This is a genomic window from Microbacterium nanhaiense (genome assembly GCF_014646015.1).
GTDB classification, from domain to species: Bacteria; Actinomycetota; Actinomycetes; order Actinomycetales; family Microbacteriaceae; genus Microbacterium; species Microbacterium nanhaiense.
This window is the reverse complement of sequence record NZ_BMMQ01000002.1, coordinates 294,556-306,881: the sequence shown is the minus strand read 5'-3', so window position 1 is coordinate 306,881 and position 12,326 is coordinate 294,556. Positions and strand designations below refer to the sequence as shown.

12 protein-coding genes are annotated in these 12,326 nt (G+C 70.3%); 1 reads left to right on the top strand and 11 read right to left on the bottom strand.

The features are described from left to right. Nucleotide 1: 1 nt before the first annotated feature. From dprA to rplS, 7 genes are all read right to left on the bottom strand, one after another. A complete protein-coding gene (dprA, locus tag IEX05_RS04435) occupies nucleotides 2-1,153 on the bottom strand; it encodes a DNA-processing protein DprA (protein WP_188700175.1) in 1,152 nt (383 codons plus the stop codon). Next, nucleotides 1,150-2,688, bottom strand: a complete 1,539-nt coding sequence (locus tag IEX05_RS04430) for a YifB family Mg chelatase-like AAA ATPase (protein WP_188700174.1) — start codon at nucleotides 2,686-2,688, stop codon at nucleotides 1,150-1,152. The genes dprA and IEX05_RS04430 overlap by 4 nt, the downstream gene beginning before the upstream one ends. Next, nucleotides 2,685-3,047, bottom strand: a complete 363-nt coding sequence (locus IEX05_RS04425; RefSeq protein ID WP_188700173.1) for a YraN family protein — start codon at nucleotides 3,045-3,047, stop codon at nucleotides 2,685-2,687. Before IEX05_RS04425 ends, IEX05_RS04430 begins: the two co-directional genes overlap by 4 nt. Nucleotides 3,048-3,146: 99 nt before the next feature. Then, nucleotides 3,147-3,473: a DUF2469 family protein gene (locus IEX05_RS04420; RefSeq protein ID WP_188700172.1), complete on the bottom strand. Its 327-nt coding sequence runs from the start codon at nucleotides 3,471-3,473 to the stop codon at nucleotides 3,147-3,149. 32 nt (nucleotides 3,474-3,505) lie between these two features. Next, complete coding sequence (gene rnhB, locus IEX05_RS04415; RefSeq protein ID WP_188700171.1) at nucleotides 3,506-4,174, bottom strand: ribonuclease HII; 669 nt, start codon at nucleotides 4,172-4,174, stop codon at nucleotides 3,506-3,508. Continuing rightward, entirely contained in the window at nucleotides 4,171-4,908 is a 738-nt protein-coding gene (gene lepB / locus IEX05_RS04410; protein ID WP_188700170.1) for a signal peptidase I, read from the bottom strand. Before lepB ends, rnhB begins: the two co-directional genes overlap by 4 nt. Nucleotides 4,909-4,983: 75 nt before the next feature. Further along, entirely contained in the window at nucleotides 4,984-5,337 is a 354-nt protein-coding gene (gene rplS, locus IEX05_RS04405) for a 50S ribosomal protein L19 (RefSeq protein WP_188700169.1), read from the bottom strand. 256 nt (nucleotides 5,338-5,593) lie between these two features. Here rplS and map point away from each other — a divergent pair, with 256 nt between their 5' ends. Further along, nucleotides 5,594-6,361 (top strand): type I methionyl aminopeptidase, encoded by a 768-nt coding sequence (gene map, locus IEX05_RS04400; RefSeq protein ID WP_188700168.1) that lies wholly within the window; start codon nucleotides 5,594-5,596, stop codon nucleotides 6,359-6,361. Between the two features lie 34 nt (nucleotides 6,362-6,395). Here the strand turns inward: map and trmD are convergent, their stop codons facing one another. From trmD to IEX05_RS04380, 4 genes are all read right to left on the bottom strand, one after another. Then, nucleotides 6,396-7,085, bottom strand: coding sequence for a tRNA (guanosine(37)-N1)-methyltransferase TrmD (gene trmD / locus IEX05_RS04395; protein WP_188700167.1), 690 nt, complete (start codon nucleotides 7,083-7,085; stop codon nucleotides 6,396-6,398). Nucleotides 7,086-7,160: 75 nt separating this feature from the next. Beyond that, nucleotides 7,161-9,572 carry a DEAD/DEAH box helicase gene (locus tag IEX05_RS04390; RefSeq protein WP_188700166.1) on the bottom strand — a complete coding sequence of 804 codons (2,412 nt, stop codon included), beginning with the start codon at nucleotides 9,570-9,572 and terminating at the stop codon, nucleotides 7,161-7,163. Between the two features lie 12 nt (nucleotides 9,573-9,584). After that, nucleotides 9,585-10,856: an NtaA/DmoA family FMN-dependent monooxygenase gene (locus IEX05_RS04385; RefSeq protein ID WP_188700165.1), complete on the bottom strand. Its 1,272-nt coding sequence runs from the start codon at nucleotides 10,854-10,856 to the stop codon at nucleotides 9,585-9,587. Further along, nucleotides 10,853-12,265: a GNAT family N-acetyltransferase gene (locus IEX05_RS04380; RefSeq protein ID WP_188700164.1), complete on the bottom strand. Its 1,413-nt coding sequence runs from the start codon at nucleotides 12,263-12,265 to the stop codon at nucleotides 10,853-10,855. The genes IEX05_RS04385 and IEX05_RS04380 overlap by 4 nt, the downstream gene beginning before the upstream one ends. Nucleotides 12,266-12,326: the final 61 nt, after the last annotated feature.

Genomic DNA, 12,326 nt, shown 5'->3' with positions numbered 1-12,326 from the left:
GTCAGCGCGTGAGGATCCACCCGCCGGGCCGCTCCGCGACGGCGCCCGAAAGCACGAGGATCCCCAGCGCCGCCTCCACGTCTGCCGGCGCCAGCCCGCTGCGCTGCGCCAACTCGGCGACGGTGCGCGCGCGGCGATTACTCAGCGCATCCGCCAGGCGAACCGACTCGGCTGACTCGTACGCGAGTGCCCTCGGCTCCCCGTCGAAGCCCAGCAGCTCCTTCACATCGTCCGGGCCCGTGACGCAGACCGCGTCGTAGTCCCGCAGCAATCGGTGACAACCCGCGGACGTGCTGCTCGTCACGGGCCCGGGGACCGCCCCGAGCGCCCGGCCCAGGCTCGCGGCATGGCCCGCCGTGTTGATGCTCCCGCTCCGGTAGCCGGCCTCGACGACGACTGTGGCGCCGCTGAAGGCCGCGATCAGCCGGTTGCGTGCGAGAAAGCGCCAGCGCGTCGGCGTCGTGCCGGGCGGGCACTCCGCCACGACCGCCCCGCTCTCGGATATCTGCTGAAACAGGTTCGCGTGCCCCGAGGGGTAGACACGGTCGACGCCGCCGGCGACGAAGGCGATCGTGGCCCCGCCGACCTGCAGCGCCGAACGGTGCGCGGCACCGTCAATGCCGTACGCCGCGCCCGAGACCACGGCGACGCCCGCGCGCGCGAGCTCCGCCGCGATCAGCCCCGCGACGTGCTCGCCATACGGCGTCGCGCTCCGAGCGCCGACGAGCGACACCGCCGTTCGGGCCGCGAGCGCCTCGGTTTCCCCGCGCACCCACAGGCACACCGGTGCGTGCGGGCCGAGGTCGTCGAGGCCGTGTGGCCAGGCGTCGTCGCCCGGAACGACGAGGCGGATCCCGCGCCGCGCGGCCTGCTCGATCGCGGCGTGCACGAGAGCCGGCTGCCAGCGCGGCGCCCACCTCGCCATCGCCTGCGCGAGCTGCGGCTCGTCGTCGGCGCCGCCCGCCCGTATGCGTGAGAGTGCCTCGGCCGCGCCCTCGCGCGCGATGAGCGCGCCGGCCACCGAGTCGCCCGGCTCCACGAGCACCGACCATGCCACGCGGGCGAGGGTCTCCCGCGACACGGGACGTCCCGCCCAGCGCGCCGCGAGCTCGGCGGTGGCGTCGTCGCACAGATCGCCCCGGACCGCGCTCATGCCGACACCCCCTTCTTGAGGAACAGCGCCCGTCCCACGTCGTTCGCGTTGGGTTCGTCACGGCCCGCGAGATCCGCGATCGTCCACGCGACGCGCGTGACCCTGTCGTAGGTGCGCAACGTCACGAGGCCGCGCTCGAGCGCGCCGTCGAGCGTGATCCGCGCGGTGCCGGAGAGCCTGCGTGGCCCTTCCCGAAGCCACGTGCCGGGCACCTGGGCGTTCGTCCGCCACGGTGTTCCCGCGAGCCGCTCCGCGGCCCGTCGACGAGCGTCGGTCACGCGAGCACGCGCGTCACTGCTGGAGACGGCTCCGCGCTTGTCGTCGTCTATGCGCGAGACCCTCTGCATCCGCAGGTCGATATCGACCCGGTCGAGGAGCGGTCCCGAGATCTTTCCCGCGTATCGTCGCACCTCCGCGGGCGAACACGTGCAGGTGCCGCCGGTCGTTCCGAATTCACCGCACGGGCATGGGTTGCACGCGAGCACCAATTGGAAGCGCGCGGGGAAACTGGCGACGAACCCCGCACGGTGGATCGAGATCGTCCCGCTCTCGAGCGGCTGGCGCAGCGCGTCGAGAACCGAGCGAGGGGCCTCCGCCACCTCGTCGATGAAGAGCACACCGCGCGAGGCGCGCGCGATGGCACCGGGGCTGGCCTTTCGGGATCCACCGCCGACCAGCGCCGCGAGGCTCGCCGAGTGATGCGGTGCCTCGAAGGGCGGCGTGCGCGTGAGGGCCCGCACGGGCTCCCCGCAGAGCGAGCGCACGGATGCGACCTCCAGCGCGGACTCGTCGTCGAGCGCGGGGAGGATCCCGGGAAGGCGGCGGGCGAGCATCGTCTTGCCCGCGCCCGGGGGACCCGACATCAGCAGGTGATGGCCTCCCGCCGCGGCGACCACGAGCGCCTCGACCGCCTCGGGCTGACCGACCACGTCCGCGAGGTCGAGCGCGTCGCCGCCGTCACCGCCGGGCGCGGTCTCGGCGGGATCTTCTCCGCGCGGGCCCTCGAGGACCGGGTCGTCGACGTCGGCGCCGTGCAGTCTCGCCGCTTCCGCGAGCGTGCGCACCCCGACGACGTCGGCGCCCCCGACGAGCTCGGCCTCGGCGCGATTGGCCTCCGGGACCACGATTCGTGTGCGCCCGGCGGCGACGGCCGCGAGCACCGCCGGGAGAACGCCGGGGACGGCCCGCACCCGGCCGTCAAGGCCCAGCTCGCCGATGTGCACGGCACGTACCAGGGATTCCGGGTCGAGCCGGCCGTCCGTCGCCACGGCCGCAAGCGCGACCGCGAGATCGAAGCCGGAGCCCTGCTTCGGCAGGCTGGCCGGCGACAGGTTCACCGTGAGTCGACGATCGGGAAGGGCGAGGCCGCTGTTCTCACACGCGTTCGTGACGCGCCGCACCGCCTCGCCGAGCGCCTTGTCCGGCATTCCGATGAGTCGAAAGTCGGGCTTGTGTTGGGTGATGTCGGCCTCGACCTCGATGAGCTCGCCGCGCAGGCCCGTGAGCGCGACCGCCCACGTCCGCACCACGATCACGAGAGCGCCACCAGGTGCTCGAGCGACCCCGACCCCGGATCCGCGCCGATGACCGCGACCGCATCGACCCGGATGCGCCGGCCGCGCGCGATGTCGGGGTGGGTCCGCGCCCACATCATCGCGAGCCGCCACAGACGGTCGATCTTCGCGCGGTCGAGCGCCTCGAGCGGATGGCCGTATCGCCGGCTCGTTCGGGTCTTCACCTCGACGATTGCGAGCACGTTGTCCCGTGTGACGACGAGATCGATCTCGCCGTCGGAGCAGCGCCAATTGCGATCGACGATCGCGTAGCCGTCGTCGCGGAGGTGCTCGGCGGCGCGCTGCTCGCCCGCGCGGCCGAGGGTCGTGTTGTGGCTCATGCCACCACGGTGCCGGAGACGACGGACCCTTCGCCCGGGAAACCCTCGCGATGTGGAGAGATCCGGCGGATCAGCGGGCTGTGGACGCGCTGACGGCGATCAGGGCTTGTCGAGGGACATGTCGTCGGGGAGCTTGAACTCGCCGCGCGAGAGCTCCTCGACGTTGACGTCCTTGAACGTCAACACCCGCACGCTCGTGACGAAGCGGTTGGCGCGGTAGATGTCCCACACCCAGACGTCTCGCATCGTGATCTCGAAGTAGAAATCGTGCTCCGTGTCATGACGGACGACACCGACCTCGTTGGCGAGGTAGAACCGACGCTCCGTCTCGACGACGTACTGGAATTGGCCGACGATGTCGCGATACTCGCGGTACAGTGCGAGCTCGAGCTCGCGGTCGAACTCCTCGAAAGCATCCTCATCCATGGTCGTCCTATCCTACGAGGTCGCCCTCGCATTCAGAAAAGCGGCGGGGCGGGGGCGATCGCCCACGACTGCCGGTGGTGTGCCGTGAGCCCGTGCGCCCGGATCGCCTCACGGTGCGCGGCGCTCGCGTAGCCCTTGTTTCGATCCCAGGCGTACGCCTCGAATCCCTCGTGCAGGCCGACCATCAGTGCGTCACGGGCGACCTTCGCCGCGATGGACGCCGCGGAGATCGCCGCGCGGTCGCGGTCGCCCTTCACCACGGTGCGCACGTCCAACCTTCCGAGCTGGTCGAACGCCACGCGGGAGAGGTAGTCCCGGTCGCCGTCCAGCAGGTGCACGGCCGACTCGACGGGAAATCCCTGTTCGCGCAGGCCGATGATGGCGCGGAGCGCGGCGAGCCCCAGCGCTCCGAGGATCCCGCGCTCGTCGACCTCTCCGGGCGTCGCCCAGCCGAGGGCCGTGCCGCGCACCCACGCCGCGGTCCGCTCCGCCACCTCGGGGCGCCGCTTCTCGGAGACGAGCTTCGAGTCGCGCAGTCCGTCCGGCACCTCGCCGCGGGCGACGTCTGCGTCGATGATGCTCGCACCGACCGTGACGGGCCCCGCGAGTGCGCCCCGGCCAACCTCGTCGAGGCCGATCACGAAGGGGAACTCCTCGAGAAGCCGTCGTTCGAGCTCGAGCGTGGGCGAAATCGCGCTCATTCGCCCGTCCCCTCGGGAACCCCCCGGAAGACCGAGGTCTGGTTCTCGAGCGGCCCGAACGTGCTGAGCGGCCAGGTGCGCAGCGCGACGCGTCCGACGATGTCGTCGATCGGTACGAAACCACCGCCCGGCTGGGTGTTGTGGAAGCGCGAATCGCGCGAGTTGTTGCGGTTGTCGCCCATGACCCAGACCATGCCGTCCGGGACGACGACGTCGAAATCGACCTTCGACGCGAGCGAGGATCCCGCGGGCAACCGCAGGTAATCCGACTCGTCGATTCCGGCGCCGTTGATCACGAGCTGCCCGAGCTCGTTGCAGCACGTGATGTGGTCGCCGGGCAGACCGATGAGGCGCTTGACGAGGTGCTCGTCCGAGTCCGATGCGCTCAGGCCGACGGCTGAGAGCGCCCAGTCGATGGCGCCTGTGACGCCGCCCGGCTGCGGTGCGCTCGCGCCGTCCAGCCATCCGCCCGGATCCGCGAACACGATGACGTCGCCGCGGTGGTACCCGCCGAACTTCGGTGTGAGCTCGTCGACGAGGATTTTGTCGTCGACGAGAAGGGTGTTCTCCATCGATTCGGAGGGAATGTAGAACGACCGCACGACGAACGTCTTGATGAGCACGGAGACGAGTACCGCGACGACGACGATCACGACGACGTCGCGCAGGAACGTGAGAAAACCCCGTCCGCGAGAACGCTCAGGGGACGGGGACGATCCTGCTTCTGTTGTCATCACTTTTAGGCTCCCATACGACGAACGCCCCGCGCCGGAGGCGGCGCGGGGCGTTCGCTATGAATCTGACCGGAATCAGGCGTTGTTGGTGCGCTTCTCGCGGATGCGCGCCTTCTTGCCGGTGAGACCGCGCAGGTAGTAGATCTTGGCGCGACGCACGTCACCGCGGGTCATGACCTCGATCTTGTCGATGATCGGCGAGTGAACGGGGAACATACGCTCCACGCCCACCTGGAAGCTGATCTTGCGAACGGTGAACGTCTCGCGAAGGCCCGAGCCCTGACGGCCGATCACGACGCCCTGGAACACCTGAACTCGCGAGCGGTTACCCTCGACGATGTTGACGTGGACCTTGACGGTGTCGCCGGGGCCGAACTCCGGGATGTCGCTACGCAGCGAGGCTGCGTCGAGTGCATCAATGATGTTCATGATGAATCGCTCTCTGTGACCGCCACGGGCCGATCACTTCCGAAGGAAATGAAGAAGGCGGCGTCGTGGGCCCCGGCGAACGAGACCGTGACTCCCCCGTGGCAGAGTCACAACCGAGGCACCAACGGGCGCGCCGGTCACGGCACAAAGAACTATTCTGCCACAGCTCCGAAGCTGCGCGAAACCGCCGATGCGCGCATTCCCGGTGCCATCGGCGAGAATGGTTCCCACACGCACGAAATGCGAAAGGACTCCCATGATCGAATTGCGCACACCCGCCGAGATCGAGCAGATGCGCCCCGTCGGACGCTTCGTCGCCGAAACCCTGCAGGCCCTCAAGCGCGAGGTGACGGTCGGCATGAACCTGCTCCACATCGACAAGCGCGCACACGAGCTCATCCGTCGGGCGGGTGCCGAGAGCTGCTACATCGACTACGCACCCTCTTTCGGATCCGGGCCCTTCGGCCACGTGATCTGCACTTCCGTGAACGAGTCGGTGCTGCACGGCATGCCGTTCGACTACGCCCTGAAGGACGGCGACCTGCTGACCCTCGACTTCGCCGTGTCGCTCAACGGCTGGGTCGCGGATTCCGCGATCTCCTTCGTCGTGGGAACGCCCCGCGCCGAGGACCTGGCCCTGATCGACACCACCGAACGCGCCCTCGCCGCGGGAATCGCGGCTGCCCAGCCCGGCGGCAAGGTCGGCGACATCTCGGCCGCGATCGCCAAGGTGGCGCGCGCCGATGGGCTGAAGATCAACACCGACTTCGGTGGTCACGGCGTGGGCCGCACGATGCACGGCGACCCCCACATTCCGAACGCGGGCCGCGCCGGGCGCGGCTTCCCGCTCAAGCCCGGCCTCGTCATCGCGATCGAGCCGTGGTTCCTCCAGTCGACCGACGAACTCATCACGGAGCAGCGCGACGGGTGGACGCTCTCGAGCGCCGACGGATCCCGTGGCGCGCACAGCGAGCACACCATCGCGATCACGGAGGACGGCCCGATCATCCTCACCCAGGCCTGAGCAACCGGGCCCGGGAGGCCTCAGCGGAGCGCCGTCACCGATCCCGCTCGTCGAGCAGGTCGGGGCGGCGCTCTCGCGTTCGCTCGAGGGCCTGCGCACGGCGCCACTCGGCGATCTTCGCGTGGTGGCCGCTGAGCAGCACGTCCGGCACGGTGAGGCCTCGCCACTCGGCCGGCTTCGTGTAGATCGGGTACTCGAGCATCCCGAGCTCGTGCGATTCCTCCACGAGGCTCTCCGGGTTGCCGACGACGCCGGGAATGAGGCGGCCGATCGCCTCGATCATCGCCATCGACGCGACCTCGCCGCCGTTGAGCACGTAGTCGCCGATGCTCACGAGCCGCACCCGGCCGCGCGCCGCGTAGTGGTCGAGCACGCGCTGATCGATGCCCTCGTAACGGCCGCAGGCGAACACGAGGTGCTCCTCCCCCGCGAGCTCCCGCGCCGTCGCCTGCGTGAACACCTCGCCCGATGGCGTCGGAACGACCAGGACTGCGTCGTCGACGAGGATCTCGTCGAGCGCCTCGCCCCACGGCTCCGGCTTCATCACCATGCCGGCGCCCCCGCCGTACGGGGTGTCGTCGACGGTGCGGTGGCGGTCGTGGGTGTGCTCGCGCAGGTCGTGCACGCGCAGATCGAGCACGCCGGACTCGCGCGCCTTGCCGATCAGCGACACGTCGAGCACGTCGAAGAACGCCGGGAAGATGGTCACGATGTCGATGCGCACCGAACAATCCTAGGTCGTCATCGCTCCACGGCATGCCCAGCCGTCCGCCGACGAGCGCGCCGAGGCGTCACGAGCTTAGACGCCCGAGTAGGCGACGATCCCGCGGCGCACCGCGTCGAGGGCGCGGCGGGCGGTGCGTCCGAGGTCGCCCTCCGCGACGATCGAGATCTGATCGAGCAGGTCGATGGTCTGCTTCGCCCAGCGCACGAAGTCGCCGGCCGCCATGTCGGCGGTGCCGAGGACCCGGTCGAGAATCACGCCGCGCGCCCACAGGTGCATCGCCTGGGCGAGGCCGGGCGCGATCGGCGCGGTGCCAGGGAGCCGATGATCCTGCTCCAGGTCGTCGAGCTCCGCCCATAGCCGTTCGGTCGCGTCGAGCGCCTCGCGGAAGGGACCGCGCGGGAGCGCGAAGTCGCCGCCCTGCTCGCCGCGGCGCGGCTCGTAGACGAGGGAGCAGGCGAGGGCGGCCAGGGATGCCGGATCCAGCTCGCGCCAGAGCCCGCGCCGGAGGGACTCCGCGACGAGCAGGTCGCGGTCGCCGTAGATCCGTTTCATCGTGCGACCGGTGTCCGTCAGGCTGGCGGATCCGTCGCCATCGAAGCCGACGTAGTCGAGGGCGGCGAGGACGTCGACGATGCGGTCGAACTGGCGCGCGACGGTTCCCGTGCGGGACGTGATCTCGCGGCGCTGTTTGTCGGTCGTGCGCTTCAGCCGGTAGTAGCGCTCTCCCCAACGCGCGTGCTGCTCGCGCTCGGCGCACTGATGGCAGGGGTGGCGCTGCAGCCGCTTCTTGAGCTTCGCCATCTGCTGGCGGCGCTGCTCCTGCCGGGCCTTCGACGCGGTCACGTCCCTCCGGGCCTTCTTCTCGAGATCCGTCAGCTCTCGGCGGATCCCGGCGTACTCGGCGAAATCGCCGAGGTGACACGTCATCGATGCGAGATACCCGGCGAGCGACTCCTCCGCACGCCGCACCTCGCGGGCGAGCCCCACGACCGCCCGGTCGGCCTGGAACTGCGCGAACGACGACTCGAGGATCTCGCGCGCGGGTTCCTGCCCGAACTGGTCGATGAGGTTGACGGCCATGTTGTAGGTGGGCCGGAACGACGAGTTCAGCGGGTAGGTGCGGCGCGACGCCAGCGAGGCCACGGCCTCCGGGTCAACGCCCTCCGTCCAGTGCACGACCGCGTGGCCCTCCACGTCGATCCCGCGACGACCGGCGCGTCCGGTGAGCTGCGTGTACTCCCCGGAGGTGATCGGCACGCGCGCCTCGCCGTTGAACTTCTCGAGCTTCTCCAGCACGACCGTGCGGGCCGGCATGTTGATGCCGAGAGCGAGGGTCTCGGTCGCGAAGACGACCTTCACGAGTTTTTTCTGGAACAGCTCCTCGACGACCTCCTTGAACACCGGGAGGATGCCCGCGTGGTGGGCCGCGATGCCGCGCTCGAGGTTGTCCGACCACTCGAAGAAGCCCAGCACGCCGAGATCCTCGTCCTGCAGCGTCGCCGTGCGCTGCCGCACGATCTCTCGGATCTGCTCCCTCTCCTCGCGGCTCGTCAGGCGGATGCCGGAGCGGCGCGCCTGCTCGACGGCCTGCTCGCAGCCGACGCGGCTGAAGATGAAGAAGATGGCCGGCAGAAGGTTGCGGTGCTCGAGCAGATCGATCGCCGCCGCGCGATCCAGGCGGCCCGCGAAACGGGGTCGAGGAGCCCCGCGATGACGCCCGCGGCCGCCCTGACCGCGCCCGCCGGATCCCCCCGAGGAGAACCCGCGCCCGAGACGCAGCAGCTCGCGGTTGACCTCAGAGACGCTGTGCTCGTCGAAGAGCGGGATCAGCTCGCCCTTCGCGAGGACATGCTGCTCGAGCGGCACGGGGCGCGTCTCGGAGACGATGACCTCGGTGTCGCCGCGGACCGTGCCGATCCAGTCACCGAACTCCTCCGCGTTCGACACGGTCGCCGACAGCCCGATGAGCCGCACGCTCTCGGGCAGGTGGATGATGACCTCTTCCCAGACCGCGCCGCGGAACCTGTCGGCGAGGTAGTGCACCTCGTCCATCACGACGTACCGCAGCCCGTCGAGCGCGCGCGAGCCCGCGTAAATCATGTTCCGCAGCACTTCGGTCGTCATCACGACCACGCGCGCGTCGCCGTTGATGTTCGTGTCGCCCGTCAGCAGGCCGACGTTCTCCGGACCGTAGACGTCCTGCAACTCGCGGAACTTCTGGTTCGACAGCGCCTTCATCGGCGTCGTATAGAACGCCTTGTCCGCGGGCGAGCGCATCGCGAGATGGATCGCGAACTCTCCGACGATCGTCTTGCCGGCCCCGGTCGGCGCCGCGACGAGCACGCTCGAGCCGCCCTCGAGCGCGCGGCAACCGGCGACCTGGAAGGGATCCAGTTCGAACCGCTGCTCCGCGGCGAACTCCGCCGTGATGGGGTGCTGGCGCTGGGCGCGGGCCTCGGCGTACATTTCGGCGGGAGATGGCATACGCCTATCCCATCACGCCAGGCGGTCGCGGAAGGTCTCCCCCTCGTATTCGGTGCGATACACGCCGCGGTTCTGCAGTTCGGGGATCACCTCGTCGACGAAGCGGTCGAGGCCCGTCGGGGTGATCGACGGGATCAGCATGAAGCCGTGGCATGCGCCCGACTGCACGTGCTCGTCCATCTGTCGGGCCACGTCGGACGGCGTGCCGATGAGCGGCGCACCGAAGGTGGTCGCCCGAATGACGACCTCGCGGACGCTGAGGTTCTCGGCCTCGGCACGCGCGATGAGCTCGGCGGCACGGCCACGCTGATCCTGGTGCATCTTGGCGCGGCCCGCCGACAGCTCGACGCCCTCGACGACATCGCTGAGCGGCGGCAACGGGCCATCCGCGTCGAGGCCGTCGAAGCGGCGCCCCCAGATCGATTCGATGTGGCGGATGGCGGTGGCGGGGCTCACTTGATCGCGCTGGTCGCGCCGCGCCTGCTCGCGCGCCTCCTCCGGTGTATCGCCGAGCGCGAAGGAGGCCGACGCGAGGATCTTGATCCCGTCCTCCGGGCGGCCGGCTCGGCGCAGGCGTGCGCGCAGGTCCGAGGCGTAATCATCGGCCGCCGCGCCGCGCAGGAACGGCGAGAACACCGTCTCGGCGTACCGCACGGCGATGTCGCGTCCTTCGGGTGAGAGACCGGCCTGCATGACCACCGGCCTGCGCTGCGGCGTCGGCGGCACCGTTGCCCGCGCCTCGATGTCGAAGAAGCGATCGTGCACGCGCACGGCCTCCCCCGTGCCCGCCGCGTCCCAGAGCGCGATCGCGATATCCGCGAAAGCCCGCGCCCGTTCGTAGCGGTCCTCGTCGGCGAGATAGCCGCCGCGACGGAAGTTCGCGCCGAAGAAGGCGTCATGGCTCGTGACCAGGTTCCATCCCGCTCGACCGTCCGACAGGGCGTCGAGGGTCGCGAGCTGCCGGGCGAACTCCACGGGCTCGTTGAAGGTCGTGCTCAGCGTCGCGATCAACCCGATGTGGGAGGTCTGGCGGGCGAGCTGCGCGAGCTGGACGAGGGTGTCCGGCCGGCCAACGACGTCGAGGTCGTGGATCTCTCCCGCGTGTTCGCGCAGCCGGAGTCCCTCGGCCAGAAACACGAGGTCCATGAGACCGCGCTCCGCGCTCTGCGCGAAGTGGGTGAAGGACGCGGGGTCGATCTGACTGCCCGACTCGGGCCGGTTCCAGATGGTCGTCTGATTCACGCCGGGGAAATGGGCACCGAGGTGCATGCGGCGGGCGCTCATCGCGCGTCCTCCTTCTCGATGGCTCCGGTCTTCTCGAAGACGCCGGCGGGCCTCGGCAGACCGAGCCGTTCCCTCAGCGTCCGTGCGCCATCGCCCGGGCCGGCGTTCGCGCGCACGGCGGCGAGGACCTCCGCCGCGGATCCACTCAGCACGATGCCGTCCGCATCGGCGCGGGCGCGGAGGTCCGCCGCGAAGGCGGCGACGCGTTCCTCGGCGCTGCGCTCGTGCGGCGCGCGGGGGGCGTTCGACGGATCCACGTCGACCAGGACGGTGACGCGCCGGGTCGCGAGTTCGCGGACCCGACGAGCGAGTTCCGGCGTCGCGGCGCGCACGACGTCGGCCTTCCTCGCAGCGACCTCGACCGCCGGGCCGGCATCGAGCACCTCGATGATGACGGGCACGCGACCCTGCGGCGAACGCGGCACGATCGACGGACCCTTGACGCGGAAGAACTCGGTCTCGACGTTCACGTGGTGCACCTTCGCCCGGTCGATGAATCGCCCCGTACTCACGTCGCGGATCTCAGCATCGTCGTCCCACGAGTCCTCGAGAAGGTGGACCGTGTCGATAACGGCCTCCGCCTCGGCCCACGCGGCCTCGGCCGTCGGCGCGGCGGTGCGGCGGCCCAGGGCCTGTGTGTCCGCGGCCGACGTCGACGCGACCACCACCCATCCCGCCCGGCCCGCCGTGACCCAGTCGACCGTCTGCACGGCCTTCGCGACGTTGAACGGCTCCGTGTGAACGGTGTCGATCCTCGGCGCGAGCGCGGTGTGATGCGTGCGCGCGGCGCCCGCACCGGCGAGCATCGGAGCGTCGAGGCCCGCCGATCCGCCCGCGAGCGGAACGTCGGGGACGATCACGAGATCCGCACCGGCCTCGTCGAGCTCCTCCAGAGCGGCGACCGCGCGCCCGGCATCGCCGTCCGGCGCGGCCAGCGCGGCCACGACAGGGCGTGCGAGCAGCTTCACGTAGCAGCGGCTCAGCAGCTCATCACCGGCGTACGGCCCGTAAGGGGCCGTCGGGATCCAGCCGTCGCGCTCGTAGAGGGCCATCGCGGCGGGCTGCGACGAGCCGGTCTGGAGGAACAGCTCGCGCGCACCGCGCGCAGCCGCCTCGCGTTCGATGGCCGCCAGGAGAGCCGTCGCGACGCCCGTCCGACGACCGGCCTCGGCGACATACAGCCGCTTGACCTCCACGTATGCGCCGCTCTGCTTCAGGGCGACGGTGCCGACCTGCTCGCCACCGACGCTCGCGACGAGCGTCACGATGACGGTGCTCGCGTCGACGACGACGGGCGACACGCGGTCTCGGAGGTGGGCGTACAGCGGCTGCACCTCGGCGTCCATCAGTTCGCGGAAGCGCACGACGACGGGGTCGTCCCAGTGAGAGACGGAGATCTCGACGGTCATCAGAAGGCCTTTCGGGAGCGCACCGCTCGTGCGCGCGCGTATCTCGAAGCTAGTCGGCGCC